Annotated in this window: 24 protein-coding genes; 11 read left to right on the top strand and 13 right to left on the bottom strand. The window is 35.3% G+C overall.

Annotation, left to right across the window (positions count from 1 at the left end):
* Positions 1 to 23: 23 nt before the first annotated feature.
* The 6 genes from C6989_RS04835 to C6989_RS04810 are packed head-to-tail and all read left to right on the top strand — an operon-like array spanning position 24 to position 5,044.
* Positions 24 to 1,187, top strand: a complete 1,164-nt coding sequence (locus C6989_RS04835; RefSeq protein ID WP_148702959.1) for a LeuA family protein — start codon at positions 24 to 26, stop codon at positions 1,185 to 1,187.
* 21 nt (positions 1,188 to 1,208) lie between these two features.
* Positions 1,209 to 1,376, top strand: a complete 168-nt coding sequence (locus C6989_RS04830) for an alpha-aminoadipate/glutamate carrier protein LysW (protein ID WP_012215677.1) — start codon at positions 1,209 to 1,211, stop codon at positions 1,374 to 1,376.
* Positions 1,373 to 2,215 (top strand): lysine biosynthesis protein LysX, encoded by an 843-nt coding sequence (lysX, locus tag C6989_RS04825; protein ID WP_148702958.1) that lies wholly within the window; start codon positions 1,373 to 1,375, stop codon positions 2,213 to 2,215. The genes C6989_RS04830 and lysX overlap by 4 nt, the downstream gene beginning before the upstream one ends.
* A 3-nt stretch (positions 2,216 to 2,218) precedes the next feature.
* The gene (locus tag C6989_RS04820) at positions 2,219 to 3,346 is read left to right on the top strand and encodes a M20/M25/M40 family metallo-hydrolase (protein WP_182126497.1); all 1,128 of its coding nucleotides are present in this window, start codon (positions 2,219 to 2,221) and stop codon (positions 3,344 to 3,346) included.
* Positions 3,346 to 4,383 (top strand): diphthine synthase, encoded by a 1,038-nt coding sequence (dph5, locus tag C6989_RS04815; protein ID WP_182126496.1) that lies wholly within the window; start codon positions 3,346 to 3,348, stop codon positions 4,381 to 4,383. Before C6989_RS04820 ends, dph5 begins: the two co-directional genes overlap by 1 nt.
* 43 nt (positions 4,384 to 4,426) lie before the next feature.
* Positions 4,427 to 5,044, top strand: a complete 618-nt coding sequence (locus tag C6989_RS04810; RefSeq protein ID WP_182126495.1) for an FAD synthase family protein — start codon at positions 4,427 to 4,429, stop codon at positions 5,042 to 5,044.
* A 1-nt stretch (position 5,045) separates the two neighbouring features.
* Here the strand turns inward: C6989_RS04810 and C6989_RS04805 are convergent, their stop codons facing one another.
* The 7 genes from C6989_RS04805 to C6989_RS04775 form a co-directional block, all read right to left on the bottom strand.
* Positions 5,046 to 5,480, bottom strand: coding sequence for a universal stress protein (locus C6989_RS04805; RefSeq protein ID WP_148702954.1), 435 nt, complete (start codon positions 5,478 to 5,480; stop codon positions 5,046 to 5,048).
* A 39-nt stretch (positions 5,481 to 5,519) separates the two neighbouring features.
* Positions 5,520 to 6,203, bottom strand: coding sequence for a DUF120 domain-containing protein (locus C6989_RS04800; protein ID WP_182126494.1), 684 nt, complete (start codon positions 6,201 to 6,203; stop codon positions 5,520 to 5,522).
* Between the two features lie 8 nt (positions 6,204 to 6,211).
* Positions 6,212 to 7,354: a DNA primase DnaG gene (gene dnaG / locus C6989_RS04795; protein WP_148702952.1), complete on the bottom strand. Its 1,143-nt coding sequence runs from the start codon at positions 7,352 to 7,354 to the stop codon at positions 6,212 to 6,214.
* 153 nt (positions 7,355 to 7,507) lie between these two features.
* Positions 7,508 to 7,858 (bottom strand): iron-sulfur cluster insertion protein ErpA, encoded by a 351-nt coding sequence (gene erpA, locus C6989_RS04790; protein ID WP_048079640.1) that lies wholly within the window; start codon positions 7,856 to 7,858, stop codon positions 7,508 to 7,510.
* A gap of 89 nt (positions 7,859 to 7,947) precedes the next feature.
* Positions 7,948 to 8,343, bottom strand: coding sequence for a CBS domain-containing protein (locus tag C6989_RS04785; RefSeq protein ID WP_182126493.1), 396 nt, complete (start codon positions 8,341 to 8,343; stop codon positions 7,948 to 7,950).
* Between the two features lie 44 nt (positions 8,344 to 8,387).
* Entirely contained in the window at positions 8,388 to 8,984 is a 597-nt protein-coding gene (locus C6989_RS04780) for a hypothetical protein (protein WP_148702950.1), read from the bottom strand.
* A 32-nt stretch (positions 8,985 to 9,016) separates the two neighbouring features.
* Positions 9,017 to 9,358, bottom strand: a complete 342-nt coding sequence (locus C6989_RS04775; RefSeq protein WP_148702949.1) for an ArsR family transcriptional regulator — start codon at positions 9,356 to 9,358, stop codon at positions 9,017 to 9,019.
* Positions 9,359 to 9,453: 95 nt separating this feature from the next.
* On the opposite strand from C6989_RS04775, the gene C6989_RS04770 reads away from it, so the two are divergent.
* Positions 9,454 to 9,978: a cupredoxin domain-containing protein gene (locus C6989_RS04770; protein WP_148702948.1), complete on the top strand. Its 525-nt coding sequence runs from the start codon at positions 9,454 to 9,456 to the stop codon at positions 9,976 to 9,978.
* 42 nt (positions 9,979 to 10,020) lie between these two features.
* Here C6989_RS04770 and C6989_RS04765 read toward each other — a convergent pair whose 3' ends face one another.
* Genes C6989_RS04765 through C6989_RS04755 form a run of 3 tightly spaced genes read right to left on the bottom strand, consistent with a single transcriptional unit; the run spans position 10,021 to position 13,662 of the window.
* Complete coding sequence (locus C6989_RS04765; protein WP_148702947.1) at positions 10,021 to 10,782, bottom strand: enoyl-CoA hydratase/isomerase family protein; 762 nt, start codon at positions 10,780 to 10,782, stop codon at positions 10,021 to 10,023.
* Between the two features lie 36 nt (positions 10,783 to 10,818).
* Complete coding sequence (locus C6989_RS04760) at positions 10,819 to 12,936, bottom strand: 3-hydroxypropionate--CoA ligase (RefSeq protein WP_182126492.1); 2,118 nt, start codon at positions 12,934 to 12,936, stop codon at positions 10,819 to 10,821.
* A 42-nt stretch (positions 12,937 to 12,978) separates the two neighbouring features.
* Positions 12,979 to 13,662: a type 1 glutamine amidotransferase gene (locus C6989_RS04755; RefSeq protein ID WP_148702945.1), complete on the bottom strand. Its 684-nt coding sequence runs from the start codon at positions 13,660 to 13,662 to the stop codon at positions 12,979 to 12,981.
* A gap of 48 nt (positions 13,663 to 13,710) precedes the next feature.
* Here C6989_RS04755 and C6989_RS04750 point away from each other — a divergent pair, with 48 nt between their 5' ends.
* The gene (locus C6989_RS04750; protein WP_182126491.1) at positions 13,711 to 14,088 is read left to right on the top strand and encodes a toprim domain-containing protein; all 378 of its coding nucleotides are present in this window, start codon (positions 13,711 to 13,713) and stop codon (positions 14,086 to 14,088) included.
* On the opposite strand, the gene C6989_RS04745 is transcribed toward C6989_RS04750, so the two are convergent.
* On the bottom strand, positions 14,085 to 15,359 hold the full coding sequence (locus C6989_RS04745) for a Glu/Leu/Phe/Val family dehydrogenase (protein ID WP_148702943.1): 1,275 nt from the start codon (positions 15,357 to 15,359) through the stop codon (positions 14,085 to 14,087). The genes C6989_RS04750 and C6989_RS04745 overlap by 4 nt on opposite strands.
* A 73-nt stretch (positions 15,360 to 15,432) precedes the next feature.
* Positions 15,433 to 15,816: an ArsR/SmtB family transcription factor gene (locus tag C6989_RS04740; protein WP_148702942.1), complete on the bottom strand. Its 384-nt coding sequence runs from the start codon at positions 15,814 to 15,816 to the stop codon at positions 15,433 to 15,435.
* A gap of 110 nt (positions 15,817 to 15,926) precedes the next feature.
* Between C6989_RS04740 and C6989_RS04735 the strand changes: the two genes are divergently transcribed.
* The 3 genes from C6989_RS04735 to C6989_RS04725 are packed head-to-tail and all read left to right on the top strand — an operon-like array spanning position 15,927 to position 18,542.
* Entirely contained in the window at positions 15,927 to 16,649 is a 723-nt protein-coding gene (locus tag C6989_RS04735) for an archaeal proteasome endopeptidase complex subunit alpha (RefSeq protein WP_182126490.1), read from the top strand.
* 52 nt (positions 16,650 to 16,701) lie between these two features.
* Entirely contained in the window at positions 16,702 to 17,391 is a 690-nt protein-coding gene (locus C6989_RS04730) for a class I SAM-dependent methyltransferase (RefSeq protein WP_148702940.1), read from the top strand.
* Positions 17,388 to 18,542: an MFS transporter gene (locus tag C6989_RS04725; protein WP_182126489.1), complete on the top strand. Its 1,155-nt coding sequence runs from the start codon at positions 17,388 to 17,390 to the stop codon at positions 18,540 to 18,542. The genes C6989_RS04730 and C6989_RS04725 overlap by 4 nt, the downstream gene beginning before the upstream one ends.
* On the opposite strand, the gene C6989_RS04720 is transcribed toward C6989_RS04725, so the two are convergent.
* The gene (locus tag C6989_RS04720) at positions 18,539 to 18,853 is read right to left on the bottom strand and encodes a P-II family nitrogen regulator (protein WP_148702938.1); all 315 of its coding nucleotides are present in this window, start codon (positions 18,851 to 18,853) and stop codon (positions 18,539 to 18,541) included. The two genes, C6989_RS04725 and C6989_RS04720, sit on opposite strands and share 4 nt — an antisense overlap.
* Positions 18,854 to 18,893 lie beyond the last annotated feature (40 nt).

Raw genomic sequence — 18,893 nt, 5'->3', positions numbered from 1 at the left:
AATTTATGTCAACGAATTCTGTAATGAAAGATCCGAATCACTATGCTAACATATACAATGCATACGAAAAAAATCCAAAGAAGATTAGAGTTCTAGACAGCACTCTAAGAGAGGGAGAACAACATCCAGGTGTTTCATTTACAAACAAGCAAAGAATCCAAATTGCATGGATGCTAGATTATTTTGGAGTAGATCAAATTGAAATTTCACCAGTTGTATCAAATGACCATAAAGAGGCAACTAAAACAATTATCAAACAAGGACTAAAGGCAGACATTGTTTCTCATGGACGTGCTCTTAAAGAAGACATTGATGTATCGTTAGATTGTGATGCAAAGTGGTGTGCAGCATATCTAGGAATTTCAGACATTCATCTTAAAGACAAGCTTCGCATTTCAAGAGATGATGCTCTTAGTAGAGCTGTTGAGACAGTAGAGTATGCAAAATCTCATGGATTAAAGATTAGATTTACAGTAGAAGATGGAAGTAGAGCTGAACCAGAGTTTTTGCTCAAAATATGCAAAGCAATAGAAGAAGCAGGTGTTGACAGAATTAGTTTACCAGATACTGTAGGAATATTACGACCTATTGGAATGTACAATTTTGTAAAAAAGGTAAGAGACTCAATTGATGTACCATTAGATGCACATGTTCACAATGATATCGGGTTTGCAGTAGCAAATGCCTTTTCAGCATGCGATGCAGGAGTAGATCAAATTCATACTACCATTGACGGTATTGGAGAAAGAACAGGAATACCTCCACTTGCAGAAGTTGCAGTTGCTTTAACATATCTATACAAATCACCAAATGATTTCAGATTAGACATGTTACTAGATTTGTCTAGATTAATTGAAGAATATACAACAATCAAGCCTTACGACTCAAAACCAATAGTAGGATCATCAGCATACAAACACAAAGCAGGAACACATCTTGCAGCAATTCTAAGAAATCCAGCAGCGTATGAGCCCATACCACCTAGGGCAGTTGGAAACAGAAGGAGAATCGTTTTTGGAGAATTGGCAGGAAAGACAGGAGCTGCCTACCTGATGTCATTGTTAGGATTAAAGAAAGACGATGATAGTGCAAAGGCTGTAGCAGCTGGATTAAAGGGTCTTAGAATGGGAGATCTGATTGAAATTCCACTTGAAGACAGACTTGAAAAGATAATTAACGATAAATAGAGAGGAGGTGGAGAAGAAAACATGTCAAAATGTGAAGAATGTGATGCAGATATTTCCATACCAAGTGATGCACTTGAAGGAGAAATTGTAACATGTCCGGAATGTGGCGCAAGTTTTGAATTAGCAAAAGGTTCAGATGGTTTCGATCTAAAGCCTGCCCAAACGGTTGGCGAGGATTGGGGGCAGTGAGTCCTGACGTTACGATTCTTTACGATACCATCCGTTGGGAAGAAAAAGGCCTACTAGAAGCAGGTAAGAAAAAAAACATCAACATACAGATGGTAGATTGTAAGAAGATAGCATTAGATTTAGAAAAAAAGCCTGAAGATTATGGAGTTGTCATACAAAGATGCGTAAGCTATTACAGAAATTTACATTCGACTGCAGCACTAGAAGGGTTGGGAGTCAAAGTGATCAATTGTCTCAACACTGGAATTTTTGCAGGAAATAAATTATTTACACATATGCTGCTAAAGAAAGCAAGAGTACCAACACCAGATGCAACAGTTGCTTTTTCAAAAGATGCAGCTTTAGAAGCACTAGATACACAGGGATACCCCAAAGTAATCAAACCAACAGTTGGAAGCTGGGGTAGATTAATCTCAAAATTAAATGACAGAGATTCTGCTGAAGGAATTATTGAAAGTAGAGAAAACATGTATCCTATTTATCAAGTTCATTATCTAGAAGAATTTGTAAAAAGGCCACCCAGGGATATTAGGGCCATCATGGTAGGAGACAAAATTGTTGCAGCTATTTACAGAAACTCTGAGCATTGGAAAACTAACATGGCTCTTGGAGGAGTGGCAGAACCATGCGAAGTTACACAAGAGATGGAAGAAATGTGTATTAAGGCAAAAAAAGCAGTTCAAGGAGATATCGTAGGTGTAGATTTGATGGAAAGTGATGAGAAAGGATTGGTTGTTCATGAAGTAAACAATACAACGGAATACAAGAACACTGTAAGAGTGTGCGAAGTTGACATTCCTTCCCTAATGCTAGACTATGCACTGAAGATAGACAAGTAAGAATTGGACACTCATTTTACAGTTACACCAAGATTTGCAACAAAGATGCTTGAGAAAGCTCTTAGACTTTACACACCATCTCTTAGTGAAAAACCAATGGCAGAATTTCTTGCAGACAAATGTGATGATTTAGGATTTGAAGATATACAAATTGACGAAGTAGGAAACGTGATTGCTCGAAAAGGTTCAGGTAGTCCAACGATCATGTTATGTGGCCACATGGATGTGGTACCAGGTAAAGTCAAAGTCAGAAAAGAAGGAGATTCACTTTACGGCAGAGGTGCATCTGATGCAAAAGCACCATTAATGGCAATGCTATTTGCTGCAGCATCAATCCAAAACAACAATGGAACAATAATTTTTGTGGGAGCAGTTGATGAGGAAGGAAATGCCACTGGAATTAAAAATCTAGTAAAAAAGGAGATGGGAGTAGATTATGCTGTTTTTGGAGAACCAAGCGGAATCAAACAAGTTACAATTGCATACAAAGGAAGATTGGCAATTAATCTTAAGATAAGTGTAGAAGATAGCTCACATGCAAGTGCACCATGGCTTTCAAAAAATGCAATTTTAGAATCAATGATTTTTGCAAGAGAGTTAAAAGAAAAATTAGAAGCAAATCAAGAGGACAAGACAAAAGGAATGTTGTTGACTGCAACTATGACAGAAGTAAAAGGAGGAACAAGTCACAACGTTACTCCAAAAGAATGTGAGACAACTTTTGATATCAGAATCCCTGTAGATATGAACTGTAAATCTATTGAACAAAAAATTGCAAATTTAGTCAAGGAAATTGCAGAAAAAAGAGAGGTAGAAGCATTTTACTCGATTCTTGATGAAACAGAGCCATTTGAGGCAGCACACAACTCTCCTTTGGTACGTGCATTTACGCTTGGAGTTATGGATGTAGAGCATTCTAGACCAAAATTAATTAGAAAAACAGGTACTGGAGACATGAATGTACTAGGAACTCAATGGAATATTCCAGTTGTAACATATGGTCCAGGAGATCCTCATGAAGCTCATACAATTGATGAAAAGGTCTCAATTGAAGAATATCTCAGAGGAATAGAAATTATCAAAAAAATGCTACAGCACTTAAAAAGACTTCATGATAGAAAGATAGAGTAATGCTGTGGTTTGTAGGTTTAGGAATCTCAGGATTCAAATCAATTCCTAATGAAGCAATTGATGTTTTAGCAAAAGCAGATATCGTATATCTTGAACAGTTTACAAGTCCTATTGGAAAATCAGATCTAACTAAAATTAAAAATGCAACAAAGGGGGAATTCAGACCAGCAAAGAGATGGTTAGTAGAAGATGGAAGTGAGATTTTAGAGACTGCAAAGAAAAAGAAAGTTGTTCTATTATCATATGGGGATCCATACATTGCTACAACACATATTGAATTACGAGAAAGAGCAATTAAAGAAAAAATAAAAACATATTCTATTCACGCATCATCATCATTAACTTCAATGATTGGAGAGTGTGGTTTACATTTTTACAAGGTTGGTAGAATCGCCACAATAATGAGTGAAATGAAATCACTTACAACACCATACTATATAATTTACAAAAATGTGATTGAAGGGAATCACACAGTACTTCTTTTAGAGTTTAATCAAGACAAAGATTTTTTCTTAGATCCTAAAGATGCATTAAATGGTTTATTAGAAACTGAAAAAGGGCAAAGAAGAAAAGTAATTAGTCCATCAACTTTTGCCATAGTTGCGTCAAGAATTGGATTCAAGGATCAGGAAATAATCTCAGGTAAAATTTCGAGCCTAAAAAAAAGAGATTTTGGCAAACCGCCACATACAGTAATAATTCCAGGAAGGTTACACTTTACAGAATCAGATGCACTGAAAGTTTTGGGCAAATGTGATGATGAGCCCTTTGATAATTCTGAGAAAACAAGAAAGATTTCTGTTCAGATGATTGAAAAGTATGTTCCAATGGTAAGAAAGGCACTAGAAGAAGTTGAACCATATTACAAGGATCAAAAAGAATTTCAGACAATTTTGGAGAATGCAGAATTGTATGTTAAAGATGCAGAGAAATTCCTAGAAGATGGTCAAGATGAAGTGGCCATTCTAAGTATCGGGTATGCAGATGGATTGGTGGATGCATTGAGATTGGCAAAAGGCCTAGATCCTAAGATGTAATTTTAGCGATGAATTAAAGAGAGGGAGAAGATTAAAAGAAATATTGGAACAAAATCAAAAAATAATTCTTTCTATAATGTATGTATGCCAAATTGAAGGTACAAAACCAATTGAAAAAATTAAAGAAAAAACCATTCTGTCAGATGATGAAATTAAATCCAAAATTGATGAATTGGTTAAAAATCAATTTCTTGAAGAAGATGAAAATACACTCACAGAGTTAGGAAGAAATGCATTACAAGTGGTTCTAGCGGGAGGAGTTTTTGATATCATTCATCCTGGACACATCCACACACTCAATTCCGCAAAAGCATTAGGAGATGTTCTAGTAGTGGTAATTGCTACAGATAACACTGCAGTAAAAATGAAGAAGCGAAAACCACTACATTCTCAAGAACAAAGAAAAGAATTAGTAAATTCATTATCGATGGTAGACCTTTGTTTAATTGGGCAGGAAGGTGATATTTTCAAGACTGTAAATAATGTGAGACCAGAAATAATTGCACTAGGATATGATCAAGTTCACCAAGAGAAATTCATCACAGATGGTTGTAAAAGAATTAATCTTGATGCAAGAGTTGCAAGATTGCAATCTCCAATTCCAGAAAGCTCTAGTTCAAAAATTCAAAAAGAATACGGGGAATCAATTCACGGAATTTAGGTTACTGCTTAGCTGTTAAAACATGGCATTTTGCTTTGTGATGAATTGTATTGATTATATCATCATAAAGAGTGGATTCAGTCATGGACAACTTTGGATAATCTACAATAAGTAAACCAACTTTATTTTCAATAACATAATCTATAATCCAATGGGCAATAGAGTCAGTCAAGGCAAATTTGGTTGTAATTGGAACATTTTCTTTTTGTGCAATTTTTTCCCATTTAGAAAGTTCATTTTTGATTTGATCTTTTCTTTTTTGTAAAGCAATCTTGTCGGTTTTAGTTTCAAAGAAATGAAATGTTGGGGGTTTTTGATAAAAGCACTCAATTATAGAAAGAGGACATTCTAATTTCTTTGCTAGTTGTAATCCAAGTTCAAAGGATTTCTTGTCATGAGTTGGAGTAATTATAGCAACTGTAATTTGTTTAATCAAACATTATTTTCTATAATGACGGGCTTAATCAGTTTTTGGTTATATGTTAACAGGAATCTTAATTGTCACTTTAGAGCCATCTTTTAATTTTGCAGTTTTTCGCAAACAGGATTTGGATATCAATTCAATTACAGAATTATCGTGATGTGTGCGTTCAAGCAAAATCAAATCACAATTAATTGAATTGTTTAATTTCGCAGGGAAGCATTTAACCCACCCATATGTTCGCTTTTCATCTGAAAAGCTCTTAATTTTAATCCCATCCAAAGTTTCAAACTGCTTAATTGCTTCTTGATGAATTTTTTGATCTAGCCTTACATTAAGAGTTCCCGGAAACGGAATATAACCAATTTTTGATTTGAATTGTTTTGTGTATCCTTTTAGTCCCATATAGTATGCGCCTTCGCCCATTCCAGAAATTAAAGTTCCTTTCAGTTCAATGTGAGAAGGAAAAGAGTCTAAGCTTTTTTGTAAAATTGCAGATAGTTTTACCATTTCAGAAAAACCTTTTGAGGTAATCTTTACAGAGATGTTTCTTCCACTTATGATTCTGTCAATGAATTGGTTTTGCTCTAATTCAAGCAGATGTTTTGATGCAGCTTGTTGGGATTTCTTAATATTTTTTCCAAGAGACGATGTTGTGATTGTAACATAGTTGTGTTTTGCACCTTTAGATAAAAGATAAGATAGTGTTAGGATGTGCTGAATTTTTAGTTCAGGCATCTAAGATCCTATGCTACGCCCAAGTCACCGAATGTTTTGAGGGTCATTCCATCAGAGTTTGACAATTTAGCTACCCGGTGTCCAATGACACATTCAATTCCTGCGTTTTTGGCACCCTCTAAAAGTCTCTGAGTGATGATTCCATCTAGTAAGAGATATTTGATTCCAGATTGAGTTGAGAGTTTACTAACTACCTCACTTATTGGAACTTTGAAGATTTCATTATTGTCAGCATCAAGTGCAACTGCTTCAAGAGTTTCATTTAGAGTTGGAAAAACTTTTGATGCCATTTCAGCAAGAGGTTTATCATCTTCGCTTTTGAGCGAGGCTGTTGGTTTTCCACCCTTAATTTCTTCAGCAATAGGACTTAGAATTTCATCAATTCTTTGAGGAGTTAATTCTTCAACTTCAACATCATTATCAGCTCTTAGTTCATAGTCAATTGGAACAACTGATTTGAGTTCTTTGAGAATAAATCCACCTGACCTATCACCATCTAAGAATGCTACAACAGTATCTTTAGAGTTACATAATTCTTTGATAGATTCATCAATTTTTGCACCTTCAATTGCAAGAGCATTATCATATCCAGCTCTGAGAAGGTTGATTACATCTGCTCGTCCCTCAACTAAAATTACCCAATTAGAATCAGCAAGACCAGAACTGCAAGTAAGTTTAGAGGGCCCATATGTAGATAATTTTTTAGAATCACCTTGATGAACATCATTTAGCATAGTTTCTCCTTCACTGACAGTTTTAGTTGCCCACTTTTGCTTAATCTCTTTTGCACGTCTTACAATATCGTCTTTCTTTGCAGCACGTACATCATCAATTGCTTCTAGTGTGAATTTGCAATCAAATGGACCTACTTTGTCAATGCTTTCAATTCCTGCTGCAATTAATGCACAAGTATCAATATCAGTACTCATAGGAATTAATGCATCACCAGCAGTAGTGTTTGCAGTAGTTCTTGCACTTACTTCAATGCGACCTACTTTAGAAACTCGTTGCAGTTCATTCAGATTCATCTCAGGGCCTAACAGTCCTTCTGTTTGGCCAAAGATGGCTCCGATTATATCTGCCCTTTCAACGAGCCCATCAACTTCATAGGAAAGTTTAACATGATATTTGACAATTCCTGATTGAGGCATAAATTATTCATCTCCTTAATTATCATATTTTGACTCTCTGTATTCGATATATGAGGGTATCGCAAAATTTTGCATTAAAAAACTAAAATCAGTCAAAAAATCTGCCTGCATTGCAAGCGCTAGATAATGTAAAAATGAAAAATGATGGTGTGTTTATTCAGTACTAAATGAATGACCGCATGAACAGGATTTTGTAACATTTGGATTGTTAATCTTAAATCCAGAACCCATTAGGCTTTCAATATAGTCAACGTTTGCACCTTGTAGATGGTCAACGCTGTAACTGTCAACTAGAAGTTTTACACCATTTTCTTCCATGACTATGTCATCTTCTTCTGGTGCTTTTTCAAAGCCCATTCCGTAAGATAAACCAGAACAGCCTCCACCTTGAACATATACCCTAAGGTATTCAGGAGATTCTGCTTCTTCTTTCATGAATTCTTTGATTTTCTCAGCTGCTTTTGCAGTAACTGTGATCATCTTTTGTGTTTGTTCAGTTGCCATAATGAACAAAAAAGTAGTTTTTAAATATAATAAGCTTTTCCAACCCAACACACTAGGAATAAAAGAATATTGCTACTTTTTACCAAAATCTAGTGATCAGTAATATGTTTGACAAGGTCACTAGAGGTAATAATACCAACAACCCTATCATCAATTACAGGTAATTTTCTAACATTTCTTGTAGACATTAAATCTGAAGCAGTCCAGAGATCAGAATCAGGATCAATAGAAATCAATGGAGATGACATTATTCGCCTAACAGGTGTATCAATAGGGTAAGAGTGAGCAGTAATTTTTATTGCAAAATCCCTATCAGTTACAATTCCAACAGGTGAACCATTTTCTAAAACAACAATTGCCCCAGCCCCAGAGTCCTCCATCAGTTTTGCAGCATCAGTTGCTGAAACTGATGAATCAATAGACAAAACGGAATTACTCATAATTTCTTTTACAGGAGTTTTGTGCTGAAGTACATCAGAAGTCATGTTGAGTAATATACAAAGGGATATTTCAAAGGATTAATTGAATTTCAATCATGATAATCATGTTCATCAAAATCAGAACCTAATCGGATAGTTAGGATTACAGTGGAATCAGTTGTCTGAAATTTTAATTCTTTATCAGGTAGGAAACTACGAAAAACTTGAGTCAGGAGTTGTTCTGTAAAAACAGACCACTTCATTCCCAGTTCATGCTGAATCAAAAAGATATGTCTGTCACCTTCAACTCTATGATCAGAGTTCATTCCAGATGCCCTCATGTAATCTTCTAAGGTTTCAATACAGCGTTTAAGGTCATAACCACCTTTGATAAACATAACAGTGTCCTTAATCATTGGAAAGATCAATGTAATGATTTCATCAATATCTTTTCCATCAAGTTCGCTACCCAAAGATTCTAAGATTCCTTTTGGAACAGGAATCATTCCTACTTTGTTTGAAAATCTGTCCCATTGAACATACTTTTCTAGAATTTGTTTTACAAGGACATTTTGAGATATACTTTTCATAGTAGCTTCTGTCTCTAATTCATTAACTAATTTTTCAGGTAGTCTATATGTAATACTACGAGTAGGTTCTTTCTTTTGATTATGGGTCTGCCTATTTGAAACCAATTTTTCTTTCATGATGTTTTGGTTTTTCAGTTATAAAATGATAGTTAACTCGTGCTAGACGAGTTAGGAACAATCTCAATGGTGGTTTCTTCCAGATTGCATTGAAGAGAGATTGATTTTACCTTACTCTTGTAAAGGAAGTATTTTTTTCCATCCTCATTTATGGAGCCAGAGATTGCAAGTAATTTTGCATCATATAGGGTTTGCAATCTTCTGTATACGGTACTAATTGGGATTTTTTTATCACTAGATAACTCCATTGCAGATTTTGGTTTTTCTAGTGTATCATGGAGGATTTGTTTGCAATATTTGTCAGCTATGACTTCTAAAATTACTTGCTTTCTTTCATCGTCCATTATTTTTCTTGTTTGGATTAATTCTTGCATGATTATCATATGGGATAATGAGATAAAATGAAGCAGTACACATTGCAAGACACTGCACACAAATCCTATAAATCACATTGAATTTTACATGCAGTATGAATCGTTTGCCAAAAGTTGCATCTGTTTTAATTTTGGTCTTTTCGATTTCAATAGTTTCTCTTTCTATTAATTTTGCAAATGCAGAATCTGTTCCTGAATGGGTAAAAAATACAGCATTATGGTATGGCGAGGGAATTGTTTCTGAGGGTGAATTTCTTAATATGATAAAATTTTTGATTGAAAACAAAGTGATTGTGTTAGATAGTATTGTGGAACCAATTCCACAAGCAGTTAATTCACAAATCATAATTCCAAATGGTAACTTTGATGTAACTGGTGCAGGGTTTTACTCACCATTGAATCTAGAGATTCCAGCAGGAACCACAGTTACATGGGTAAATGATGATTCAGTACCTCACAATATCCAAAGTATAGATGCAAAGGGAAAGGTCATTCAGTTGTTTAACAGCCCCCCACTAAATACAGGAGACAGATTTGAGTTTACATTTGATGATGAAGGAGTTTACAAATACTACTGCTCATTCCATCCTTGGAGAGTAGGATTAGTTACAGTATCATAGAATCAAACTTTTGTAATAAAATAAGAGGGAGATAGGAAATAGCTATTTCTTTGACTTGTTAACAAATGCAGTCATTCTCTCTTCACGGTCTGGATGTGTAAAGCAGTTTCTCCAAGCAAGGAGTTCTAGTGCAAGACCAGTATCAAGATCTGCATTTCTTCCCTTGTTGATTGCAACTTTAGACATTAAAACGCCCATTGCAGAGTTTCCAGCAATTTGTTGTGCCATTTTCAAAGCTTCTTCTTGTAGGGATGCAAGAGGAACGACTTGATTTACAAGACCAATCTCTTTTGCCTCATCTGCTTTGATCATTTTACCTGTGTAAACAAGTTCTTTTGCCTTGGCTATTCCCACGATTCTCATCAATCTTTGTGTTCCACCCCATCCAGGAGGAACACCAATTGTTACTTCTGGTTGACCAAGTCTAGCAGTATCTGCTGCTATTCTAATATCACAAGACATTGCAAGTTCACAACCTCCACCTAAAGCAAAACCGTTAACGGCTGCAATTGTTGGTTGCTTAACTAATTCAACTGTTGCAGTAACAAGTTGACCAGTTTTTGCATATTCTACTGATTCGTCTGCAGAAATTTTGGACATATATTCAATGTCTGCGCCAGCAGAAAATGCTTTTTCACCTTCACCAGTCAAAATGATAACTTTGACATCATCATTATGATTTAGTTCTTCAAAAGTTTTGATTAGTTCTTTTGCAACATCAGTGTTCATGGCATTTAGTTTGTCAGGTCTGTTGATTTTAACAGTACAAATGCCATCAGAAGTAGATGTGGTAACTAGTGACATGAAAATTTGTCAAGCCATGCGAGACTTAAATGTTATCTATTTTCCGAGGAATTTGCCCCATTGAGATAATGCAGCAGCAGATTCAACCCAAGTTCGTAGGTCTTGGTAAACTGGAACATTGTGTTTCTCAACTAATTTTGCCATTTTTTCGGTGTATGGTCCACCATTACATCCAACTAAAAGTGGTTTCTTTCTTTTCTTTTGGAAATCAGCAAGATGATCAACAATTGTCTCTTCTAATGGATCATCTTGGAAAACAAACCACGGCATTGCTATATCGATATTTTTTTCATCCATAAATTGCTGAATCACAAATCTGTAATCTTCTGCAGTTGCGCCACCACCTACATCAGCAGGATTACCACTATGGATAGGAACTGCTGGTGGGAAATGAGCCTTCATTTTTTTGACACGTTCTGGAGATAATTTTCCAATTGTAAGACCAAATCTTTCTAACTGATCCATTCCACCAATCATAGGACCAGCTCCATTACTAGTCATTGCAACTTTGTTGCCCTTTGCAGGTGGTTGCCATGCCAATGCCTTTAGTACTCCAGCAAGTTGCTGATAACTGTCAACTGAGATAATTCCTGCTTGTTTGAATGCACCCATAATGATTGCATTTGAGCCTCCAAGCGATCCTGTATGAGATGCAGCTTGTTTTGCTCCTGCAGCTGTTCTTCCACTCTTCCAAATTACAATTGGTTTCTTCTTTTCTTTCATTACACGTTTTGCGACATTGATGAATTTTCTACCATCACCAAATCCTTCAACGTACAATCCAATTACTTTAGTTTGAGGATCATTTGCAGCATACCAAATCATATCTGCTTCATCAACATCAGAACGATTACCAAAACTAATCATCTTGGACAAACCAAATGTGTCTGCACTTTCTAACATACTAATTCCCATAGTTCCACTTTGTGAGAAAAAGGCAACAGGGCCTAATTTGGAACGTAACATTCTTTCTTGTCCTTGGAATGCACAATCAAGACGATTAGCCGCATTGAACATTCCAATACAGTTTGGACCAATAATTCTGATTTTGTGTTTTTTAGATAATCTAGCTACTTCAGCTTCATATGCTGCTCTTTCGCCACCAAGTTCTTTTCCTCCACCAGATACAATTACAACGCTGTGAACTCCTTTCTTTGCACAATCCTCTAGAACAGGTGGAGTCATAGACAAATCTACAGAGACTACAACAAGATCAACTTTGCCTGGAATTGCTGAAACTGATGGATAACATTTCTGGCCAAAAATTTTATCAGCCTTTGGATTAATTGGAATTACCTTTCCTTTGAAATTATAATTTACTAAACTATCTAAGATTGAATTACCAATCTTTCCAGGTGTTGCAGAAGCCCCAACTAATGCGACAGTTTTTGGAGTAAAGAACGTCTCCATGTTGTCTATGTTTGGTTTTGCTTTTGAGATAGAGTTCTTCTTTATCTCTTTGTTTAAGATAATTTTTGCATCAACTACAAAGTGAGATTTTGGATATACAATTACTGGGTTAAAGTCAATACTGTTAATGTAATCTGCATTTTCTACGCCTAATTTTCCGATGTTTACTAACATTTTTGCAATCATGTTAGTGTCAATTGGTTCACTTCCTCTGAAACCTTTGAGAAGTTTTGAGCCTTTGAGTTCATTTAACATTGATTTTGCATCAGAGGTTGTAATTGGAAGCATTCTAAATGCAACATCCTTCATTACCTCTGTCATGATACCTCCCATTCCAACCATAATGATTGGACCAAATTGAGAGTCATTTTGGATACCTACAATTAATTCAACGCCTTTTGGAACCATTTTTTCTAAAAGAATTCCTTTAACATTGACACCTTTCTTTTTAGATAGTCGACCATACATGTCTTTGAATGTCTTTTTTACATCATTGACATTATCTAATCCGACTTTAACTCCACCAACATCTGTTTTGTGTAAGATTTGTGGAGATACCACTTTCATAACAAGTGGAAAACCAATTTTCTTTGCTTGTTTTGCTGCATCTTCGGCAGAAGTAACTAAAGCATAAGGTGGTACTTTGACTCCATAAGTTTTGAGAATAGATTTTGATGATTCTTCAGTGATGACCTTGTGATCAGTTTGGATAATTTCGTCAAAAATTTTCTTAACTGCAGCCATCGCTCGATCGATGGAATCAAAACTCAGTATATTAAACTTTGGTCAAAGATGAAATTCTGATTTGTAATTATTGTAAAAATTCTCCATATTTGATTTTACAATTGAAATATTTTCATTAATGTCTGAACGGATTTTTTGAGGATTAATTCCAGGAATCTGTTTTATCTTTTCTTCAGTGTTATCAAGCCAAAGATTTACCATCTCTTCATTAACTTCGATATGAAATTGCAATCCCACAGCACTCTTGTATTGAAACGCTTGGTTTTGGTAATACTCAGATGAGGCCAATCTGACTGCATCATCAGGCAAATCAAACGTATCTCCATGCCAATGAAATACAGTAAATGGATTACTGAATCCTGAAAAGAGTGTTGATTTATTGTTTATTTTCAAATCATTGTAAAAGCCAATTTCTGTTTTTGTGCCAGAATATACTTTACCTCCAAATGTTTTTGCAATTAATTGAGAACCCAAACATATTCCTAAAACAGGAATGTCTTTTTCAACAGAGTTTTTGATTAATTGTTGTTCTGCTTTAAGATAAGGTAAATCATCATTCGCACTTTCAGGGGCTCCTAAAATTACAACAAGTGAAAAATTCTTGTCAGGTATTGATTCATGTTTTGCATTAATTGATGTAATGTGAAATCCATCTGTTTTTAGAAGATCTCCAAGATAACCAGAGCCTTCAATTCTTGTGTTTTGTACAAGTAATACATCAGACATGTTTTGTGTTTACAAAAGTGCTTAATATGTTGAAATGGATTAAACAATGTGCTTGTAACAGAACAGGAAATTTCAGAACTGCAAAATTTTATTTCTCAATTAAATTCTGTAATGGACGGTGTTGTAGTTGTTGAAGGAAAAAGAGATTGCGATGCACTAAGAAAGTTAGGGTATCAAGGAAAAATTTTAGAATTTTACAAGTTTGGGGGTATGATCAATTTTACTGATTCTGTTTCAAAATATAAAAAAATTATAGTTCTTTTTGACAGAGATAAAAAAGGAAGACACCTTACAGGAAAAACAATTCATCTATTGCAGAGAAGAACAAAGGTGGATCTCTCATACAAAAGAAAACTACGACAAATTACAAAAGGGAAAATTATGTTTATCGAGCAATTGGTTTGTTACGAATCTTATCTAGTCTAAGGCCAAATGCCTTTTTGGTCAAAGGCCTCAAGAACTCTCTCCACAGCTAAAACCATGGTTGCCTTTCTCATATCGATTTTGTGTTTTTTAGATAATGCATATGCATCTTTGAATCCTTTAGTGATATTTTTCTCCATCTTGTTTGCAACCTCATCAAAAGTCCAGTAGTATCCCATGTTGTTTTGAACCCATTCTAGGTATGAGATACACACACCGCCGGAATTGGCCAATATATCAGGAATTACTAGGATTTTCTTTTTGTAAATAATCGGGTCTGCTTCAGGTAGTGTTGGACCATTTGCAGCTTCTGCAATAATTTTGCATTGTAGTTTATTTGCAATTTTTGCTGTAATTTGATTTTCAAGTGCTCCTGGAACTAAAACATCACATTTTGTTGTAAGCAATTCTTCAGTTGAGATTTTTTTACTTCCAGGAAATCCAACAACACTTCCTTTCTTTTGTTTGTGTTCTATGATTTTACTTACCTTTGCTCCTTTTGGAATTGAAATGGAACCTTTAGAATCACTAACTGCAATTACTTTAGCACCCATCTTCTCAAGATATTCACCTGCAAATGTTGATGCATTACCAAATCCTTGCAAGACAACTTTTGCACCTTTGAGATTTAATTTGATTGCCTTTGCAGCTTCTCTAACGGTATATGCTGCACCTAAACCAGTTGCAACATTTCTTGCAAGAGAACCTCCCATTGAAATTGGTTTTCCAGTGATAACACCTGGAGAATATTTGTTACCGTTTAATTTGCTAAATGTATCCATGATCTGTGTCATCTCTTTTCCTGTTGTGTAAACATCAGGTGCAGGAATATCTTTTTCAGGACCTATTACTTCGGAAATTTTATATGCAAATCCACGAGTTAATCTTTCTAATTCGTTTTCGCTAAGCTTTTCAGTTTTAGGATTAACATAGATTCCACCTTTACCGCCACCTAATGGAACATCAACTATTGCACATTTCCATGTCATCCAAGATGAGAGTGCCATAACTTCACGTTCCATATATTCAACACCACCTTCTGGATTGAAATATCTAATACCGCCTTTGTAAGGACCTCTATCATTATTGTGTTGACTTCTAAAACCTGTGAAAACTCTAATCTTTCCGTTATCCATTGTTACAGGAATTTTTACTCTAAGAATTCTATTGGGCATTGCAAGGTATTCACGTATACCTTTGTCTTTAATTCCCAAAACATCACATGCATCGTTAACTTGTTTGGTTGCATTTGCAAAGGGATCATTCTTAACCAAGACGATCGTTCTAGCAACATTCCAATTATATAAGTTTGGTTAAAAATCTCTGATCGCTTTTCATAACATGTGATTAGATGTAGACTTTTTTGTGATTCAACTTTCTATCTAGTTTATCAATTGCTTCATCTAAAGCAGCGATATTCATTTCAAGGAAGTTTGACAAGTGAAAAATTGCACCGTATTTTTCACCAATTTTAGAAACCATATTGTTTTTCTCAAGTACTTTCATGTGATGCTGTATGGCTTTGTAATCAAGATCAAGTTCTTGGGATAACTGGTGAGTATTGTATGGTTTTTCAAGCAGGCTCATAATAATTCGCAATCGGGTAAACCCACCTCTAGTGCTAGTAAACAAATAAAGTAATAATTTTCTAGTTTGCCTGTCAGGCTTTCTTTGTTCAGAGACTTGTCTGGATCTAAGGGTTTTCTTGAATTCAAGTAATTGGTTTACCATTTCCTTAAAGTATAATGCCCACTTTTGCTTAAAACCCTATTTCCAGATCTTTTCCACATTCAGACTGTGATAATTACCCTTAAATTGACTGAGAATGAACTCGTGATAACATGATGGCATCACGTGGTTACGATATGACCCCTACCATGTATTCTCCAGACGGCAGAATTTACCAAGTAGAATACGCAATTGAGACCGTAAAAAGAGGAACTCTAGCAATTGGAGTTCTTAGTAAGGAAGGAGTCATCATGGCAGTTGAAGAAAAGCCTCGTACATTACAAAGTACAGATGTTACACAGAAAATTTTCCAAGTAGATTATCATATAGGAGTTGCAGCTGCAGGATACATTCCTGATGCACGTGTTCAAGTTGACAGTGCAAGATTCTTCTCACAAGGAAACAGAATGACATATGACGAATCAGTTGAAGTTGCAACAGTTGCAAAACATCTAGCAGATCAAGCACATCAATTCACTCAATATGGAGGAGTTCGTCCAAATGGAGTTTCAATGATTATTGCAGGTGTTGATCAAAAAGGAGAATCAATCTATGTAACAGATCCTAGTGGAACTTATGTTCAATTTACAGCAATTGCAATTGGAGCAGGTTCTGATGATGTAAATGCATTCTTGGAGAAAAATTACAAAGATGATTTGAGTTTGGAGGATGCAGCAGCATTAGCAATTGCAGCAATTAAACTAAAGGCAGAACAAAAAGAAGGAGTCAACGACATCAAAATGGCAAAGATTTCATCAGAATCCAAGATATTTGAGAAAGTTTCTGAAGCAGATTTACAAAAATATTCTCAAACCGCATCAAAGTTTGTTCCATAATAGAATTTTAGATTTGAAAGATATTCATTTCAGTGTATAGAGACGATAGATAATGGGTTTAGGAAGTTATTGGGGCGAAGTAATGGAAGTGCTTCGTGAAATTATTCCAGTTTATGATAAAGTAAATTCAATCATATCATTAGGAAAAGATGTAGAGCACCGAAATCGTGGTATTTCAAAGAGGGTTGTTCCTGGAAACAAAATACTTGATGCAGGTTCAGGTTTTGGCAACATGTCAAAGACTGCTCTAAAGTTAACTGATGGAAAAATTACAGTTACACTTTACGATCCTTTAGTTCCAATGCTCAAGAATACTGGTACTCATTTTGATAAAACACCTAACATGGCAAATGGTGTTTTTGAACACATTCCATTTAGAGATGAAGAGTTTGATGCAGTATTGTGTGGTTATTCCTTAAGGGACGCAATAAATCTAAGAATTGCAATTAGTGAGATTCACAGAGTTTTAAAAAAAGAAGGAAGGTTTGTGATTGTAGATTTGGGAAAGCCAGATGAAGCATTAATCAGAGCAGGAGTTTCATTTTATCTTAGATGTATTTTACCAATTCTTGCATTTATTGCGGGAGGCAGACTAGGATTGAAGTTTGGAACACTCTATGGAACTTTCAAAAGATGGCCTCAAAACAAAAAGCTCGAAAGTCTGTTGCTCGAAAAATTCTCTAGAGTTGAATTTGAGAAAGATCTTATGGGCGGAGCAATAATGGTTGCAGCATACAAATGAATAAAGTTCTGATTCTAGTAAACATTACAGGTCTAATCATTGGAATTTCTTATGGACTGCATGGTCCAATTCTTCCAGTATTTGCAAAAAATGTTATAGGTGCAACGTACTCTGAACTTGGTTTTATCGGATTAGCTAATTTCATCCCTTACATGTTCATCCCATTGTTTGTAGGAATTCTTCTTGATAGATTCAATAATGGATATCTTTTAGCATTAGGAACCGCAATAAACTCTACATCAATTTATCTTCTATCAATTGCACAATCAGTTCCTGAAATTATGGGATTCAGAATAATGACGGGTGTAGCTCATGCATTTTTTTGGCCACCATGTGAATCGATCATATCAAATGAAAGTTCTGAGAAAAACAGAGTAAAAAACATCTCATGGTTTACAATGTTTTTTGTTATTGGATTCATGGTTGGACCATTACTAGGAACAGTATTTTTAGAAGGGTTAGACATTACATACAGAATCCTATTTCAAATTACAGCGTTCATTCTAGCAGCTACGCTGATTTCTTCAATACTAGTTTCAAGAAAAAGTGTTAGAAATCATCATGAACATTTTTCATTTTCATCAATCAAGGAAATGAAGAGGTTTCCTGAAGTCATAATTTTACTACTTTTTTGTACATCATCATTTGGCATAATTTTGACAATTTATCCTGCATTTCTAAATGATAATGGGATGACAGATACTGATATTTTGTTACTGTTTTTTGTTTTTGGGATTTCACGTGTGGCATCACTTGCACTGGCAGGAAAGTTTGCAAGAAAGACAAGTCAAACTTTGATTGCTGCAGTGTTTGCAGTATCAGCAGGGCTTGCAATATCAGTGGTTGCAGACTCTATTGCCACTTTTGCAATAGCACTAGTATTGATGGGATTCGGATTTAGCATATTTTTCCCACTAACTTTAGAGATTATTTTGAGCAAGACCAAAAAAGGCGTCTCAGGAAAAATTATTGGTGTATATGAAACAGTTTTTGGAATGGGTTGGGCAATAGGGCCAACTATCGGAGGACCATTAACACAATCCTTAGGAGATAATACACCATACATAGTATTTTGTATCATAGGAATTGGAGTAGCACTACTAGCAATTACATATAGAAAGAAATTGGAACCACAAAGAACTTTGTATTAGATATCCATTGTTCCACGTTTCTTAGTGCAGATATCTAGTGCATCAACTACTTCTGTAACAAAGACTTTACCGTCGCCCTTTGTTCCAGTACATGCCACATTTGCAATTGCATTTATGATCTCATCCACCTTAGGATCATCTGCCACACAAATGATCATTTCTCTGCTAAAGAATTCTCCAACCAAAGGAGGATCTTGTGCACCTTGTCCTTGTACTTGATGAACAGTTACACCACCAACGCCTATTTTTTTAATTGCAGCAATAACTGCATCTTTCTTTCCAGATGGAACTATTGTTTCAATTTTCTTCATAAACCAAATTGCAATTGAATTTCTTTAAACCATTAAGTAT

Source organism: Nitrosopumilus sp. b2 (assembly GCF_014078535.1).
GTDB lineage: Archaea > Thermoproteota > Nitrososphaeria > Nitrososphaerales > Nitrosopumilaceae > Nitrosopumilus > Nitrosopumilus piranensis.
The sequence above is the reverse complement of the archived record's forward strand: the minus strand, read 5'-3'. Positions and strand labels throughout refer to the sequence as shown.